Consider the following 17,127-nt stretch of genomic DNA (forward strand, 5'->3'; position numbering starts at 1 on the left):
TTTAAAAAATCAAATTATACTTATAATGTAACATCTAAAATTATTAAAAGAATTCCCTTAGAAAAAAATAAAAGGGAGTGAACAAATATGTATGAAAAAAAGGAAATTCAAAAATTAATAGATAATTTAGATATTGTAGAGGTGATTTCAGAGTATGTAAATTTGAAAAAATCAGGTTCTGGTTATAAGGGTCTCTCTCCCTTTAAAGAAGAAAGAACGCCTTCTTTTTCAGTAAATCCGGTAAAAAATATATTTTTTGATTTCAGTTCAGGAGTTGGTGGAAATGTGATAAAATTTTATCAATTGATAAATGATGTAAGTTTTCCACAAGCGATAAAAGAATTGTCACAAAAATATAACATTCCGCTAAAAATTTCAAATTTTGGAAATAAATATGAAATTAATCAGGACAAATATAAAGAATATTATGAAATTTTAAGTGACGCTCACGAATTTTTTAAGAATTCCATAAAAAATGATGAGAAAGCATTGAAATATATGGAAGAGCGAGGTTTTTTACCGAAAGATATAAAAAAATTTGAAATAGGATTTTCTTTGAATGAAAGAGATGAGCTGTTTAAATATTTAATAAAGAAAAATTTTTCTGAAAAAAAAATATTGGAATTGGGTCTTGTAAAAAGGAATGAATCAGGAGCGGTATACGACACTTTCAGAAACAGAGTCATGTTTCCGATTTATAATCCACAAAATAAAATTGTTGGTTTTGGTGGAAGGATTATTGAAAAGGAGACAGATTTGCCTAAATATTTAAATTCAGCCGATTCAGTTGTCTTTAAAAAAGGTAAGGAGTTATTTGGTCTAAAAAATCGTGGGGAAGCGATTAAAAGAAAAGGCTTTGCCATATTAATGGAAGGTTACTTGGATGTATTGACGGTAAAAAGATATGGTTTTGAAACTGCGGTTGCAAGTCTTGGAACAGCTTTTACTGAAGAACAGGCAAGTTTGTTAAAAAGATATACAAAAAACATAATAATTGCTTATGATAACGATGAAGCTGGAAAAAATGCTATTATAAGAGCTGGATATATTTTAAAAAAGTTTGATTTTGAAATAAAATGTCTTAAAATAACCGAAAATGTAAAAGATCCAGATGAATTTTTGAGAAAATACGGCAAGAAAAAATTTGTAGAAACTTTAAAGAAATCGGTTGATTTTTATAATTTTTTATTTTTAGAGTTTACAAAAAATTTGAATATAGAAGAGATTACTTCAAAACGGATATTAGTTAAAAAATTTAAACCATTTTTTGAAACTTTTGAAAATGAGCTCGATAAAGAGCTGTATATTCAAAAATTATCACATGAGATTGGAATTGAAGAGAAGTATTTAAGACAGGAATTTGAGAGCGAAAAAAGTTATACGAAAAAAGACAAAAGTAATAATAATTATATAAAAAAAAATAGTTTTGATTCAAAAGTACAATATAAAAAAGAAGAAAAAGATTTATATGATGATTTGGAAGAGCAGACGATTATGTATTGTATAAAATATTTTAAGTTACAAAAAGAAAAAATTCAATTGCTTCTGAAAAAAAATTTGACGAATGAGTTTTATCACAATTTATTTTCAAAATTACAAGAAATAAATTTTGCAGTAGAAACTGTTTTGCAAATAAATGAAACTGAGCTTACAGAGGAACAAAAAGAAAAAACATTTGGCTTGAAATGCTTTGCAGACAAAGAAATTAAACTTGAAAAAGAAGAAAGTTATTTTAATGAATTATTTAAAAGTTGGCTGAGAAGAGAAATAAAAGATACCCGAAAAGATATGACAAGAGCGGAAAAATTTAGATTAAAAAGAGAAGTTGAAATTGAACTTGAAAGAGAATTTCATACATTTGAAGATTTAAAGAAAATATATAAGAAATTTGAAGAAATAAGGAGACCAGAATAATGTCTGAAAATAAAAATAAATTAAAAAACAGTCTCGCAAATTTTATAAAGGAAACAAGAAAGCAGAAAGTAGCTAGTTATGAAGAAATTAATGCCGCTTTACCAGCAAATTATCCACCTGAAAAAATTGAACAGCTGATAAAAAAATTAGCTGACGATGGTGTCCAAATAGTTGATACGCAAAAAGAAAAAAATGAGTTGCTCAAAGTTCCAAAAACCATGGAAGAAATAGAAAAAATGGAAATTTCTGATTTTGAGGATGGAAACGATGAGTTTGTAGAGAGTGAAATTGATGATACTGAAGTAGATAAGCTATTACAGGCAGATTTAATTAAAATGGCCGAAAGTATGGATGTGGATGAGCCAATTAAAATGTATTTACGCGAAATTGGTCAAATACCGCTTTTAAGTTATGAAGAAGAAATAGAATATGCGCAAAAAGTTTTAAATGGAGATGAGGAAGCAAAACAAAAATTAATAGAATCCAATTTAAGATTAGTTGTAAGTATAGCTAAAAAACATACTAATCGTGGTCTAAAAATGTTGGATTTAATTCAAGAAGGAAATATGGGGCTTATGAAAGCGGTAGAAAAATTTGAATATGAAAAAGGATTTAAATTTTCAACCTATGCGACTTGGTGGATAAGACAAGCTATAACAAGGGCAATTGCAGATCAAGGAAGAACAATAAGAATACCTGTTCATATGATAGAAACAATTAATAAAATAAAAAAAGAAAGCAGAATTATTTTGCAGGAAACTGGAAAAGAGCCGACTGCTGAGGAGCTGTCGAAAAAATTGGAATTACCGGTTGAAAAAGTGAAAAATATACTTGAAATGAATCAGGATCCCATTTCTTTGGAAACACCTGTGGGAAGTGAAGAAGATAGTGAATTAGGAGATTTTGTAGAAGATGATAAATTCGCAAATCCGTACGATGCAACTACAAGGGTGCTTTTAAAGGAACAGCTTGATGATGTATTGAAAACATTGAATGAAAGAGAAGAAAAAGTTCTTAGATACAGATATGGTCTTGATGATGGTTCACAAAAGACATTGGAAGAAGTTGGAAAAATATTTAATGTGACAAGGGAACGTATTAGACAGATTGAAGTGAAAGCACTGAGAAAACTAAGACACCCGAGTAGAAGAAAAAAATTAGAAGATTATAGGAGCTAGAAATCTGGATGGCTCCTTTCATTTTAAAATAGAGGTGGAAAATTGTTAAGTAATGTAATAGAAGATATAAGAAAAAAGGGTAAATTTAGTTTTGAAAAAATTGTTGAAAGTAACGATTTATCCGATGATGAATTTTTTGAGTTATTAAAATTTATTTATTCAGAGAATGTTCCAGAAGTACGGACATCTGTTGATGGAAGTGACTTTATCGCCTTGGAAGATGAAAATTTCTATATTTTAGAAAAAAATACAATAAAATCTTATTTGGAAGATGTAAAAGAAAGAAATAGAGAGGTTTTTGAAAAAATTAAAGAAAAGAAAAGTTTTAAAACTGACGAGTTAATTGACAGATATTTAAAAGTTGCAGTGAAAGAGAGTCTTAATTATTCAAAATTTGGATTTTCATTTTTGGATATAGTTCAAGAAGCGACTTTGGGGCTGATTTCAGGGTTAAATTATTATTATAGAATAATGAAGAATTTTAAAAGTCCAGAATTTTTTTTGAAAAATTTTTCAATAAAATATATTTTGGAATTTCAGAAAAAATTGCTAAAAAATATAAAATCAATGGAATTGTCATATATTTTATACTTAAAATTAAAATTGGACAAAGCTGATGGTTACAGCCTTGAAGAAATTAGTAAGCAGATGAGTGTAAATCCAGAATATTTGGAAGACTTGGAAAAATTGTTTGATAAAGTAAAAGATGAAAAATCTATCGAAAGTGAAAAAATATTTGAAAAAGCTGATAAAATAACAAAAACATATATTTTAGAAAATATTCCCAAAAAATTGGGATATATTGATGAACAGATTTTAGTGATGTTTTACGGATTGGATGATAAAATTTATTCTGAAAAGGAAATAGCCAAAAATCTGAACATAGCGTATCACAATGTGAATATTTTGAAGGAAAAAGCGCTTAATAAGCTATCTATAGATATGTTGCAAAGTGATTTTGTAAAAAATAGTGAAAATTTGAATTTTTTAGTTAATTAGGAAGTTGATTGAAAAAAATAAATTAAAATTAAACAAAAAAATTAAAAAATAAAAAATAAATAAAAGAAAGGAGAAAAACACAAAAAAAAATGAAATTAAGAGATATAATAGGAGAATTAAAGACAAAATATAATCCCAGAATGGCAGAAGATTGGGATAATGTAGGGCTTTTAATTGGAGATGAAAATAAAGAAATAAAAAAAATATTATTTTGCTTGGATGTGACTGAAAATGCGATTGAAAAAGCAATAAAAAATGATGTAAATTTAATAATTTCACACCATCCAGTTATTTTTTCTGGAATGAAAAGAATTAACAATGAGACATTGCACGGAAGAAAAGTTCTAAAACTTATTGAAAGTGGGATAGCTGTTTATTCAATTCATACAAATGCTGATTTTGCAATAAATGGATTAAATGACTTTGTGATGGAAAAGTTAAATTTAGACGGAGAAACAAAAATCTTGAATGAAGTCAGTTTTGAGGATTACAATGAAGTTAAGCATTGTATGGAACGACATTATGGCGGAACTGTGAGAATAAAAATTTTGAATGAAGGAATCACTTTGGAAAATTTGGTAAAAAAAATTAAATATGAACTTGGGTTGCCTTATGTGAGATTTGTCGGAGATAAAAACCGAATTATCAAAAGAATTGGTCTTGTGACAGGTGGTGGAAGTTCTTTTATCGGTCATGCAAAAGGAAGTGTCGACGTGTTTTTAACAGGGGATTTGAGATATCATGAAGCGCTTGATACGCTTGAAGAAGGTGGACTTCTAGTTGATATAGGTCATTTGGAGAGTGAATATTTATTTGCGGACTTAATGGAAAGGGAAGTTTCAAAGTTTTTTGATGGTGAAATGATAAAACACTACGAAAATCAAATTTTTCAATTGGGATAAAAAAATAAAAAAAGAGTTTTGGGCAATAAAATGCTTAATTTCTCTTTTTTTTTATTTTATTTTTTTATATATCTATGATAAATTGTATCTACAATAACAGCGATTGCATTATCTCCAGATACATTTGCCGCAGTTCCAAAACTATCTTGAGTTATGTATAGTGCAATAAGCATTGTTCCTAATGAACCTGTCGAAACAATTCCGACCATTCCTAAAAATGGCAGTGCTGACATTATTGCCCCATGTGCTCCTGTGCTGCTACCATTGCAACCCCCAAAGTCATTATAAATGGAAACATAATCGACAAGCTATGAGACATATTATTTATCATTAAGACAGCTGTAACACAGCTTGTTATCGTTATGATACTTCCAGCCATATGGATTGTCGCACAAAGTGGTACGACAAAATCCCTTATCTCTTCAGAAACTCCGTTATTTTTAGCACATTCCACGTTTACAGGGATTGTAGCTGCAGAAGACTGAGTTCCAAGTGCAGTTATATATCCTGGAATTTGATGTTTTAACAACTGAAGTGGATTTTTCTTTCCAATTGCGCCAGAAATTATAAATAAAATTATTAAATATATAATATGTAAAGTCAAAACACACAAAAATACCTTTATGAATACTGACATTATCGTAAATACACCACCGCTGTGAGCCATATTTGCAAATGTTCCAAAAATATAAAAAGGTAAGACTGGAATGATTGAAGTCGATAAAACTTTTACAATAATAATAGAAAAATCTGAAAATAAATTATAAATTGTTTCACCGTAATCATTTTTCTGAGATTTTAACCAGCTTATTGAAAGACCCATTATGAATGAAAAGACTACTGCTGAAGTTACATCTAGTAAAGGTGGTAAATTTATTTCAAAAAAAGGCTTTAACATTCCTTTTTCTGGATCCCCTATTTTTGCTAGAGTATTTCCATCTATTATATGTGGAAAAACAATTGAAGCCATTATATAGGCCAGTGTACCTGCTAAAATCGTTGAACCATACGCTATAACAGTTGTTATTCCTAGAAGTTTTCCCGCTCCTTGTGTTAAATCAGCAATTCCTGTTACTATAAATCCAATAATCATAAGTGGTATAATAAATGCCAAATATTTACTGAACAGTCCTGAAAAAGTTACAGCAATTCTAATAATCGGTCCTGGTAAAATAAATCCAGCACAAATCCCCAGCACAATTGCCATCAATAGCCGTGAAACCAGACCTATTTTAAATCTTTTCATAAAATTTTCTCCTTTCATTAAAAAAAATAACTATAATTGTATTATATCATAAATTTAAGTTTTTTATAAATTAATTTTTAGAAATACTTTTAATTTATTTTTGGTTACAAAGCGTTATTCTGTTCAATATTATTTTCATATTTTTTCCATAAGGGAAAAGGACCGCCATTTCTACTTATTAAAAAAAATAAAAAGATTAAACTAAAAACAAAATATAAAATAAACAAATTAATCAGTGAATTTGCTTGATAATTATTTATAAAAAAATAAAATTAATGAAAAAAATTTTTTGATTAATTGTGAAATATGGTAAAATAATGGTATAAAAGTTTTTAAAAATTAGGAGAAAAAAATGAAATTAGTTTATTTAGATAATGCGGCTACGACAAAAATGTCAAAAAGAGTGATTGAAGAGATGACAGAATCGTTTGAAGAAATTTATGGGAATCCTTCTTCAACACATACTTTGGGGCAAAAGGCAAAAGCTGTAGTTGAAAATGCAAGACATATTGTGGCAAAAAATTTAAAAGTTGAAGCAAAAGAAATAGTTTTTACTTCTGGTGGTGCGGAAGGGAACAATCTTGTCATAAAAGGATTTTTAAAACAGAATAAGGATAAAGGAAAACACATCATAACAACCAAAATCGAACATTCGACTGTGCTAAAAACTTTTGAAAGTCTTGAAAAGCAAGGGTATGACGTAACTTACATAGATGTTACAAAAGATGGAATAATTGATGTTGAAAAGTTAAAAAAAGCAGTTAGAAAAGATACCGCTCTTGTGTCGGTTATGTTTGTAAATAATGAAACTGGAGTTATTCAGCCAATAAAGGAAATTGGTGAGTTCTTAAAAGAAAAAGAAATTTTTTTTCACACGGATGCTGTTCAAGCAATTGGAAAATTTGAAATTTATCCAAAAGAGTTGAGAATAGATGCTTTGACTGTGTCATCGCATAAATTTTATGGGCCTAAAGGAACTGGATTTGTGTTTATCGACAAAAAATATAATATTGAAAAAGAAATTTTTGGAGGAAGTCAAGAGAGAAACAGAAGAGCGGGGACTGAAAATGTGAATGGAATTTTGGGAACCGGCGTTGCACTTGAGGAAGTTTATGAAAAAATGGAAGTGATTTTTGAACACGAAAAAAAGATTCAAGAATATTTGGAGGAAAAATTGAAAAATGAAATTGGAAGAATTCAGAAAGTGGAAATAAATGGAGAAAATTCAAGAAGAGTGAAAAATATTACAAATGTCTTTATAGAAAATACGGATATTCAAATGCTTTTAGTAGCTCTTGATATGAGGGGAATTTGTGTGAGCGGAGGTTCAGCCTGTATGTCTGGTTCGCTTGAAAATTCGTACGTTTTAGAAGCTATGGGATTAAATGATGAAAGATTGAAAAGTTCGTTTAGAATCAGTATTGGAAAAGATACGACAATTGAAGAAATTGATTATTTTATTGAAAATTTGAAAGAGATAATATAAAAATTTGTGAAGGAGTGAAAAGTAAAAATGGACAAAATTAAGGCAATATTTTTGGATTTGGATGGGACAACACTAACAAGTGAGCATACAATTTCTGAAAATTTAAAAAATAAATTGAATGAATTAGAAAAAAAAGGAGTTAAAATTTTTATTGCGACAGGTCGTACATTTACTTCAGCAAGTCCTTTTATCGAAATGCTTAAAATAAAAAATCCCGTGATTACTTATAACGGTGGAAGAATCGTGGATCCTACAACAAAAAAAATGATTTATGAAAAACCGTTAGATGCGAATGCTGTGGAAAAGATAATAAAAATTGCAAGAGAAAAAAATATTCACTTGAATTTGTACACAGATGATAAATTGTACATTGAAAAAGAGACAGATGAAGGGAAAGCGTATGCTGAAAGTGTTGGAATTCCGTATTATGTGGAAAATTTTGACAATTTTTTTGAAAAAACTTCGACAAAAGCGCTTTTTATCAATGAAAATGAGGTTTTAAAAAAATTGAAAAAAGAATTGGAAGAAAAGTTGCCAGATGTTACATTTGTGTTTTCAAAATTAAAGTATTTGGAAGCGCTAAATAAAGAAGTGAATAAAGGGTTAACTGTTAAAGTTATGCTTGAAAAATATAATATTTTGCCGCAGGAGGCAATGGCTTTTGGAGATCAGTGGAATGACTTGGAGATGTTAAAATCGGTAAAATATGGGTATCTTATGGGAAATGCGACTGAAGACTTAAAAAAGGAATTTTCTTCTGACAGAATAGCTTTGTCCAATGACGAAGATGGAATTTATGAAATTCTAAAAAATTTATAAAGTAGGGGAAATTGATGGAAAGTAAATTTGTACATTTAAAGTTGCACACCGAGTATTCTTTGCTGGAAGGCGTTGGAAAAATAGACGAGTATGTGAAAAAAGCAAGTGAACTTGGGATGACTTCCCTTGCAATAACGGATGTCAATATGTTTGGTGCAATAGAATTTTTTAAAAAATGTAAAAATGCTAAGATTGAGCCAATTATTGGACTTGAAATCTTTTTAGACGGAATGGAAAATTTTGGAGAATATTCTTTAACTTTACTTGCCAAAAATAAAAATGGTTATAAAAATTTGTGTAAGTTATCTTCGATTTCGTTTGAAAAGTTTTCACGGAAAAGAAATAAAGTAAAATATGAAGATTTGAAAAAGTATTCACAAGATTTGTATATTTTGTCAAGCGGGTTGAATGGAGAAATTACAAATTGCATTTTGGAGCAAAAAAATGAAATTGCACGAAAAATAATGAGAAAATTTTCTTTTGATTTTGGCGAAAATTTTTTTTTGGAAATTCCAGCATCAAAAAAACTTGAGAAAGTGAAAAAGCTGCTCATTGAAACGGTGAAAAGAGAAAACATAAGTAATTTTGTTGTAACGAATGACATTTATTATTTGAATGAAGAAGATAAAATTTTGCAAAAAATAGTGGAACTGATAAAAGATGGAGAAAAGTCAGATTCAGAAAAGATTGTAAATAGTGAGGAAATTAAAAATAATGACTTCTATTTTAAAAATTATATTGAAATGAAAAACTCTTTTAAAAACGAAACTGAGATTTTTGAAAAGGCAATAAAAAATATTCAAAAAATTGTTCAAAATTGTGAAGTTGATTTTGAATTTCATAAATTTAGATTTCCTAGATATGAATTGCCCAAAAATATTTCTGAAAAAGGATTTTTACGAAAACTTGTCTATAACGGAATTGTAAAAAGATATTCAACTGTAACTTTTGAAGTGGAAAATGAAGAAGATATAAAAGAAGTTATTAAAAAATTTTCAAGCGACAAATTTAAAAATGAAAAAAGTTTGGATGGAAAAAGTATAATAAAAAGAGCGGAATACGAGCTTAAAATTATTGATGAAATGGGTTATAATGGTTATTTTATTATAGTTTGGGATTTTATAAAATTTTCTAGAGAAAATGGAATCTATGTTGGACCTGGACGTGGTTCTGCTGCGGGAAGCATAGTTTCGTATGCTTTAAATATCACAGATATTGATCCACTTGAATATAATTTGATTTTTGAGAGATTTTTAAATCCTGAAAGAATTTCTATGCCTGATATTGACATAGATTTTGATCAGGAGCAAAGGGAGCAAGTTATAGATTATGTCTATAAAAAGTATGGAAGTGAGCATGTCGCTCATATCATAACTTTTGGAACATTAAAAGCAAGACTTGTAATTAGAGATGTGGGAAGAGTTTTGAATGTGAAAATTTCAAAAGTTGATAAAATTGCGAAAATGATACCGTTTAGTATGGATTTGAGTGAAGCAAAAGAAAATGTGGCAGAATTGAAAATGATGTATGAAACCGACAGGGAAACAAGGGAAATAATTGATTATTCCTTAAAGCTGGAAGGGCAGGTTAGACACACTTCCATTCATGCAGCAGGAATTGTCATTTCAAAAGATGTTTTGACTGATGAAATACCAACTTATTCCGATGGAAAGACAAAAGTTGTGGCAACTCAGTATCAGATGAAAGAGCTGGAAGAACTAGGAATTTTGAAGATGGATTTTTTGGGCTTAAAAAACTTGACAATTTTGCGAAAAACTGTTGAAAATGTGGAAGAGAGCAAAAAATATAATGAGATTTTTTTTGAAAAATCGAAAAATAAAGTATTTCTTGATAAAATTCCATTAGATGACAAAAAAACTTATGAGCTTCTTTCAAATGCTGATACAATGGGAGTTTTTCAGTGCGAGTCGGTCGGTATCAGAAGCCTTATGAAAAAAATGAAAATTGAGAGTTTTAGCGATATTGTGGCGGTTCTTGCGCTTTATAGACCTCTTGGAAGTGGAATGGTAGATGACTTTATTTCTCAAAAAAATTCAAAAAATGAAATAAAATATATTGATGGTTCTCTAAAAGATATTTTGGCGGAAAGTTACGGAATGATTTTGTATCAGGAGCAGGTTATGAAAATTTTAAGTGAACTTGCGGGTTATACGCTTGGGGAAGCTGATGAAGTGAGAAGAGCGATAAGTAAAAAAAATCTTGAATTAATTCAGAAAAACCGTGAAAAATTTGTAAAAAATACTTTAAAAAAAGGCGTTTTACAGAGTGAAAATCCACAAAAAAAAGCAAATGAAATCTATGACTTAATCGAAAAATTTGGTGGCTACGGATTTAACAAGTCACATTCGGCGGCATATTCATTAATCGTTTACTGGACAGCTTTTTTTAAGGCAAATTATCCTTTGGAATTTTTTGCTGCAATAATGTCAGTAGAAGTTTCAAATTTAGATAGATTTCAAATTTTTGTAAATGAAGCTAAAAAAAAAGATATAGATTTATTTTTGCCTGATGTAAATATTTGTAATAAAGATTTTGAAGTTGTGAAAGAAAAAACACGCAGAAAAGAAAATGAGAAATATGGAAGTATTCGCTTTGGATTTTGCGGAATAAAAGGAATAGGAGAAAAGTTGCTTCAAAGTTTGAGTGAAGAGGCAAAAAATAGGAACTTTAGTTCTTATGAAGATTTTGCTCAGCGAATGAAAGATAATGAAATGACGGCAAAACAACTCGAAATTTTGATATTTTCAGGGGCATTAGACAAATTCGGAAAAAGTCGGAGTAAAATGCTTGATTTGATTGAAAATCTAGAATTGCTTGATGAAGAAACACAAGTAAGTAAAATATTTCAAGAAAGTTTAGAAGATAAAAATAAAAAAAATTCTGATTTAAAAAATTTGAAAGATGTAAAAACGAAAAGTAAAAAAATTTTACAAACAGAACTTTTGGAAAATGAAAAAAAATATCTGGGGATTTATGTTTCAAAACACCCGCTGGATTTGAAAAAAGTTTTGATAGATATGGTTTTTCACAATAGAATTAAAAATATTTCCAAAAAAAAATTAAAAAATGTAAGAATTATTGGAATGATAAAGCATTTGAGTGTTTTTAATACAAAAAAAGGCGAAAAAATGGCAAAATTTGAATTGGAAGATTTTGATGGAAATATTGAAATTATATGTTTTCCGAATAAATATGTAAATTTTGAAAATGAGATTAAAGAAAACGAAATTGTTATTTTGGAAGGAAATGTGAATTTTGAAAATGAAAAATATAATATTTTTTTAGAAAATATTTGTAAATTGGAAAATTTGGAAAAAAGAAAGGATTTGAAATTATTTATTAAAATTGATGAAGATACGATAAAAAAATCTCAAGAAATTAAAAAATTAATTTTGAAATATCGAGGGAAAAATAAATTTATTCAAGTTTTGGAAAAAGGTGGAAAAAGTGAGTTTAAAACTTCTAAATACACTATAAATCTGTCTTTAAATTTTTTGCGCAGATTGGTGAAATTAACAGGATTTGAAAAAATAAAGATAAGATAATGATCTTTCTTGAAACCTTAAAAATATTGTAAAATATAATATTGTATGTTATAATAAATTATCAAAATTAAGCGATTAATACAAAATAAAAAAATTTAAATTTTTAAAAATGATAGTTTTAAAATGAGGAGAAATGATGGAATTAAAAGATATTCAAGAATTGATGAAAGTTATGAAAAAAGAAGAGTTGGAAGAGCTTAAAATTAGATATGGAAAAATGAAATTAACATTGATTAATTCTTGTGATGCCAGTCAAAAAATAAATGTGTCCCATCCTGTAAAAGTTATGAAAAAAGAAGAAAAGGTAAAAAAAGAAGAAATTATTAAGTCAGATAATGTTGGGAAGATAAAATTATTAAATGTAAATAGTGGAAAAGAAGTTAAAAAAGGTGAAATATTAGCTAAAATTTACACAATGGGAATTGAAAATGAAGTAAGAGCCACAGCTGACGGAGTGATAAAAGAAGTTTTGGTCTCTGATGGAATCGCTGTTGATTTTTCAAAAGAATTATTTAAAATCGAAATAAAATAAATTAAAAAAGTTAATATTTAGGAGGAATCAATGTTTAAAAAAATATTAATAGCAAATAGAGGGGAAATCGCTGTGAGGATTATAAGAGCAGCAAGAGAATTGGGAATTGCGACAGTTGCTGTATATTCAGAAGCGGATAAGGATTCCCTGCATGTAAAACTTGCAGATGAGGCAATTTGTATTGGAAAGCCAAGTGCTGCTGATTCTTATTTAAAAATACCAAATATCATTTCAGCGGCACAAATTACAAATAGTGAGGCAATTCATCCAGGATATGGATTCTTATCAGAAAATCAAAGATTTGCTGAAATTTGTGAAAAAAATGGTATTGTGTTTATTGGCCCTAAACCTGAACTTATTAGCATGATGGGAGATAAAGCGACTGCAAGAGAAACTGCAAGTAAACATAAAGTTCCAATGACAAAAGGTTCGGACGGAATTGTCCCAAGTGTTGAAGAAGCTAAAGAAATTGCAGAATGGATAACTTATCCTGTCATGATAAAAGCAACTGCCGGTGGCGGTGGAAAAGGTATGAGAATTGCTCATAATGAACAAGAATTAGTTGAAAACTATGTCGTTGCGCAAAATGAAGCCAAAGCAAATTTTGGGAATCCAGATGTTTATATTGAAAAATATGTTGAAGAACCAAGACATGTTGAAATTCAAGTGATTGGAGATAAATATGGAAATGTTGTTCATTTAGGAGAAAGAGATTGCTCTATTCAAAGAAGACATCAAAAATTGATAGAGGAAAGCCCATCAGCTGGAATTGACGCAAAGACTCGTGAAAAAATGGGAAAATTTGCAGTAAAATTAGCTAAAGGGATAGGTTATGACAGTGTTGGAACATTGGAATTTCTGGTTGACAAAGAAATGAATTTTTATTTTATGGAAATGAATACGAGAATTCAAGTGGAACATACAATAAGTGAAGAAATTACTGGAGTTGATTTAGTAAAAGAGCAAATAAGAGTAGCAGCGGGAGAAAAATTGAGTTTTACTCAAAAAGATATAAACATACATGGACATGTAATTGAGTGCAGAATAAATGCTGAAGATTCAGAAAATGGATTTTTGCCGTCGTCTGGTATTTTGGAAAAATATATTCCGTCTGGTGGAATTGGAGTGAGAGTGGATTCACACTCATACCAAAATTATGAAATACCGCCTTATTATGATTCGATGATAGCTAAGTTAATAGTCAAAGGAAAAAATCGTGAAGAAGCGATTGTAAGAATGGAAAGAGCATTAAAGGAATTTATAATCGAAGGAATTGACACAACAATTCCTTTTCATCAAAAAGTTTTTAAAAACAAGGCATTTAGAGAAGGAAAATTTTATACAAACTTTATTGAAACTTATTTTAGCGAAGTTTTGGAAAAATAAAAAAAATTATTAAAATAAAGATGAAAAAAATAAAAAATTGTGGTATAATTTTATTAATAAAAACAAGATTTCCTGTTTTTTAAAAATGGGAAAAACTGTTTAAAAAAATTAAATATTTAATTTTAAAATTTAGGAGGAATCAAAATGAACGAATTAGGAAATGTAAATATATCACAGGAAGTTGTTGCAACAATTGCAGAATTAGTAGTTTCAGAAATTGAAGGAGTAAGCAGTTTAGTTGGAGGAAAATCAAAAAATGAAATAATTAAATTTTTCCAAAGCGTATCTGCTGGAGGAAAAGGAATTGATGTAGAAGTTGGTGAAACTGAATGTACAATCGACTTGTATATTGTAGCTAAAATGGGTTACCAATTACCAGCCCTTGCTGGAGAAATTCAGACAAAAGTGGTAAAAGCAATCACAGAAACAACTGGATTAAAAGTTCAAGAAGTGAATGTATACATTCAAAAAATTGTTGAAGATGATAAAAAAAATGAAGTAGCAGTGGCAGAACAAACAGAGGAATAGGTGTGGATAAATGACAGCTATATTAGGATTTTTAGCAAAATTATCAGTGATATTGGGATTTATTGGAATTGCTTTTTCTAGTATTTCAGATATTTTATTCAAAACAACATATTTAGATCAGTTGGATAGTGCGGTTGATTTGAGTAATTTTAATGTTAAGATTTTAGTTGGAGTAGTTGCAGTAATTTATTTAGTTTTATTTTTACTTTCATATATCAACAAACTTACTAAATATTCTCAAAATAAAAAAGTGAGAAGTAAAAGTGGCGAAATTGAAGTATCAATTAAAACAATAAATGAAACGACAAAAGAGTTTTTAAAAACAAAAGAAATTATAAAAAACTCAAAAGTAAAATCATATTCAAAAGGAAAAGCGGTTATTATTGAAGCGAGTGTGGATACATATAATGTAGAAAATTTGAATGACAAGCTCTCAGAGATTCAAAATGAATTAACCGAATATGTTTTTCATTCAACTGGAATTACAGTAAAAAAAAGTAAAATAAAATTAAGAAAAGTTTTAAGTGAAACAATAACAGAAAGAAAAGTTATGGATTTTTCTGAAAAAGATTCTGAAACAAAAAAATCTGAAAGTACAGATAAAAATCAAGAAAAAGAAATTGAAAAAGAGAAAAATTTTTAAAAAAAAGAAGAAACAGAGTAACTTAAAAAAATAAAATTGCAAGAATAATTGGAAATATTATCTAAGAAATAATATAAGAACCGCAAGAACAATGAGGATAGCTTGGTAAATTTACTGAGAACCACGGGATTTTTTCTATGGTAGTTCGAGTATTTTGAAGATTTTAGGAAGGGAAATTTTGATGACAAGAAGAAAAATTAGAGAAGAAATTTTTAAGCTTCTTTTTGAACATGAATTAATTGATAACGATATTCAAAAAAGAATTGAGGAAGTTGTCGAAGAAGAAAAAATTACAAAAGAAGATCAGATTAATTTTTTAAAAAGTTATGTAACTGAAATTATTGAAAATGAAGAAATTTTAGTAGAAAAAATAAAAAATACACTTGACGGTTGGACTTATGAAAGACTGGGAACAATAGAAAAGGTACTATTAAAAATCTCTTTTTATGAAATCCTTATAAAAAAAGTAGGATTTGAAATTGCAATAAACGAAGTTTTGGAACTTGCAAAAAAATATTCTTACAATGACACAAAGGATTTTCTAAATGGAATTCTTGCAAAATTAGTAAAAAATATGAAATAGGAATAAAAATAAAAGAACTTCTATATGCTTTTTTAGTATGTAGAAGTTTTTGTATATAAAAACAAATATTAAAATAAAAAACTTAAAAGATTTTAGAAAGAGGAAAAATGAAAAAAATAGGAATTGTTGTAGGGAAATTTTTTCCGCTTCACATAGGACATGTGAATTTAATTCAAAGGGCAAGTGGAATAGTGGAAAAATTATATGTAGTAGTTTCATATTCGACTGATGGAGACGACCTTATTACTTCAAATTCTAGGTTTGTGAAAGAAATAACACCAAAGGACAGACTTCGTTTTGTCAAACAGACATTTAAAAATCAGCCTAATATAGTTTCTTTTTTGTTTAACGAAGACGATTGCCCGCCATATCCAGACGGCTGGGAAAAGTGGTCAAAATTATTGAAAGATGAAATTGAAAAAAGAGAAAATAGAGAAAATGAAGAGAGAAAAAAAAATAAAAAAAATTTAGATTGGGAAAATGATGTGATTTTCATAAGTAATCACAAGGATGATAAAAAATATTATTTAAAGTATTTTGGCTCACAGACGAAATCAATTGATGAAAATTACAATGAATATAATGTAAATTCTCACGAAATCAGAGAAAATCCAAGCAAATATTGGAATTATTTACCTAGAGAAGTAAGAGAACATTTAATCCCCATTATAACCATATGTGGCGGTGAGAGCAGCGGAAAAAGTGTCATGATAGACAAACTTGCCAATGTGTTTAACACAAGTTCTGCTTGGGAATATGGGCGTGAATATGTCTTTGAAAAATTAGGCGGAGATGAAGATGCCTTGCAATATTCGGATTATGAAAAGATAGTTTTTGGACATCAGTCAAATGTCTTGTATGCAGCAAGAAATGCAAATAAATTTGCACTGATAGATACGGATTACATCACAACTTTGGCGTTTTGTCTGACGTATGAAGAAAGAGATAATCCGATTGTCAGAGAGTTTGTGCAAAATTATAGATTTGATCTTACAATACTTTTGGAAAATAATGTAAAATGGGTAAATGATGGGCTTCGTTCGATTGGAGACGACGACAGAAGAGAAAAATTTCAAAAACTATTAAAAAAATTGTATAAAGAATATAATATTTCATATGTGACTGTGAAATCAAATAGCTATGAAAACAGATATTTGGCTTGTAAGCATATTATAAAGGCATATTTGAATGGAAAAGAAAATTTGCAGGAAATTGCAGATAGCTATGAGTAATTTTTTGATGTTAAAATAAAAATTTTCGTATTTGGTAAGTTGCAAAATATATCAATATATGATATAATGAGTTATTATAAAAATTTAGAAAGTTTTTTTAATATGATAAAAAC

At 28.5% G+C, this 17,127-nt stretch carries 13 protein-coding genes and 1 pseudogene; 13 read left to right on the forward strand and 1 reads right to left on the reverse strand.

Annotated elements, in window-relative coordinates; genetic code table 11:
- The first annotated feature begins 87 nt into the window (after positions 1–87).
- The 4 genes from dnaG (at position 88) to AB8B22_RS03170 (ending at position 4,993) form a co-directional block, all read left to right on the forward strand.
- Positions 88–1,914 carry a DNA primase gene (dnaG, locus tag AB8B22_RS03155; protein ID WP_369711632.1) on the forward strand — a complete coding sequence of 609 codons (1,827 nt, stop codon included), beginning with the start codon at positions 88–90 and terminating at the stop codon, positions 1,912–1,914.
- Positions 1,914–3,092: an RNA polymerase sigma factor RpoD gene (rpoD, locus tag AB8B22_RS03160; protein WP_094079058.1), complete on the forward strand. Its 1,179-nt coding sequence runs from the start codon at positions 1,914–1,916 to the stop codon at positions 3,090–3,092. Before dnaG ends, rpoD begins: the two co-directional genes overlap by 1 nt.
- A gap of 42 nt (positions 3,093–3,134) precedes the next feature.
- Positions 3,135–4,091, forward strand: coding sequence for an RNA polymerase subunit sigma (locus tag AB8B22_RS03165; protein ID WP_369711633.1), 957 nt, complete (start codon positions 3,135–3,137; stop codon positions 4,089–4,091).
- 89 nt (positions 4,092–4,180) lie between these two features.
- Positions 4,181–4,993, forward strand: coding sequence for a Nif3-like dinuclear metal center hexameric protein (locus AB8B22_RS03170; protein WP_369711634.1), 813 nt, complete (start codon positions 4,181–4,183; stop codon positions 4,991–4,993).
- A 56-nt stretch (positions 4,994–5,049) separates the two neighbouring features.
- Here the strand turns inward: AB8B22_RS03170 and AB8B22_RS03175 are convergent.
- Positions 5,050–6,239, reverse strand: a pseudogene (locus AB8B22_RS03175) (dicarboxylate/amino acid:cation symporter).
- A 352-nt stretch (positions 6,240–6,591) separates the two neighbouring features.
- Here AB8B22_RS03175 and AB8B22_RS03180 point away from each other — a divergent pair.
- The 9 genes from AB8B22_RS03180 to nadR all read left to right on the forward strand — a co-directional run bounded on the left by AB8B22_RS03180 (position 6,592) and on the right by nadR (position 17,014).
- Entirely contained in the window at positions 6,592–7,725 is a 1,134-nt protein-coding gene (locus AB8B22_RS03180; protein ID WP_094079053.1) for a cysteine desulfurase family protein, read from the forward strand.
- Between the two features lie 27 nt (positions 7,726–7,752).
- Positions 7,753–8,544, forward strand: coding sequence for a Cof-type HAD-IIB family hydrolase (locus AB8B22_RS03185; protein ID WP_369711635.1), 792 nt, complete (start codon positions 7,753–7,755; stop codon positions 8,542–8,544).
- A 14-nt stretch (positions 8,545–8,558) separates the two neighbouring features.
- The gene (dnaE, locus tag AB8B22_RS03190; protein ID WP_369711636.1) at positions 8,559–12,110 is read left to right on the forward strand and encodes a DNA polymerase III subunit alpha; all 3,552 of its coding nucleotides are present in this window, start codon (positions 8,559–8,561) and stop codon (positions 12,108–12,110) included.
- 133 nt (positions 12,111–12,243) lie between these two features.
- Positions 12,244–12,642, forward strand: coding sequence for a biotin/lipoyl-containing protein (locus AB8B22_RS03195; protein WP_369711637.1), 399 nt, complete (start codon positions 12,244–12,246; stop codon positions 12,640–12,642).
- A gap of 30 nt (positions 12,643–12,672) precedes the next feature.
- Entirely contained in the window at positions 12,673–14,028 is a 1,356-nt protein-coding gene (accC, locus tag AB8B22_RS03200; protein WP_369711638.1) for an acetyl-CoA carboxylase biotin carboxylase subunit, read from the forward strand.
- 144 nt (positions 14,029–14,172) lie between these two features.
- Positions 14,173–14,556, forward strand: a complete 384-nt coding sequence (locus AB8B22_RS03205) for an Asp23/Gls24 family envelope stress response protein (RefSeq protein WP_094079048.1) — start codon at positions 14,173–14,175, stop codon at positions 14,554–14,556.
- Positions 14,557–14,566: 10 nt separating this feature from the next.
- Positions 14,567–15,199, forward strand: coding sequence for an alkaline shock response membrane anchor protein AmaP (gene amaP, locus AB8B22_RS03210; RefSeq protein WP_369711639.1), 633 nt, complete (start codon positions 14,567–14,569; stop codon positions 15,197–15,199).
- Between the two features lie 181 nt (positions 15,200–15,380).
- Positions 15,381–15,782, forward strand: coding sequence for a transcription antitermination factor NusB (nusB, locus tag AB8B22_RS03215; protein ID WP_094079046.1), 402 nt, complete (start codon positions 15,381–15,383; stop codon positions 15,780–15,782).
- Between the two features lie 107 nt (positions 15,783–15,889).
- Positions 15,890–17,014, forward strand: a complete 1,125-nt coding sequence (nadR, locus tag AB8B22_RS03220) for a multifunctional transcriptional regulator/nicotinamide-nucleotide adenylyltransferase/ribosylnicotinamide kinase NadR (RefSeq protein ID WP_369711640.1) — start codon at positions 15,890–15,892, stop codon at positions 17,012–17,014.
- The last annotated feature ends 113 nt before the right edge of the window (positions 17,015–17,127 follow it).

This window comes from Leptotrichia rugosa, from assembly GCF_041200005.1.
Taxonomy (GTDB): Bacteria; Fusobacteriota; Fusobacteriia; order Fusobacteriales; family Leptotrichiaceae; genus Leptotrichia; species Leptotrichia rugosa.

Bases quoted from the DNA above. Each gene is read 5' to 3' on its own strand.
- rpoD (WP_094079058.1), top strand. From the start codon at position 1,914: ATGTCTGAAAATAAAAATAAATTAAAAAACAGTCTCGCAAATTTTATA.
- nusB (WP_094079046.1), top strand. From the start codon at position 15,381: ATGACAAGAAGAAAAATTAGAGAAGAAATTTTTAAGCTTCTTTTTGAA.
- AB8B22_RS03180 (WP_094079053.1), top strand. From the start codon at position 6,592: ATGAAATTAGTTTATTTAGATAATGCGGCTACGACAAAAATGTCAAAA.
- dnaG (WP_369711632.1), top strand. From the start codon at position 88: ATGTATGAAAAAAAGGAAATTCAAAAATTAATAGATAATTTAGATATT.
- amaP (WP_369711639.1), top strand. From the start codon at position 14,567: ATGACAGCTATATTAGGATTTTTAGCAAAATTATCAGTGATATTGGGA.
- accC (WP_369711638.1), top strand. From the start codon at position 12,673: ATGTTTAAAAAAATATTAATAGCAAATAGAGGGGAAATCGCTGTGAGG.
- dnaE (WP_369711636.1), top strand. From the start codon at position 8,559: ATGGAAAGTAAATTTGTACATTTAAAGTTGCACACCGAGTATTCTTTG.
- AB8B22_RS03195 (WP_369711637.1), top strand. From the start codon at position 12,244: ATGATGGAATTAAAAGATATTCAAGAATTGATGAAAGTTATGAAAAAA.
- AB8B22_RS03185 (WP_369711635.1), top strand. From the start codon at position 7,753: ATGGACAAAATTAAGGCAATATTTTTGGATTTGGATGGGACAACACTA.
- AB8B22_RS03170 (WP_369711634.1), top strand. From the start codon at position 4,181: ATGAAATTAAGAGATATAATAGGAGAATTAAAGACAAAATATAATCCC.
- AB8B22_RS03205 (WP_094079048.1), top strand. From the start codon at position 14,173: ATGAACGAATTAGGAAATGTAAATATATCACAGGAAGTTGTTGCAACA.
- nadR (WP_369711640.1), top strand. From the start codon at position 15,890: ATGAAAAAAATAGGAATTGTTGTAGGGAAATTTTTTCCGCTTCACATA.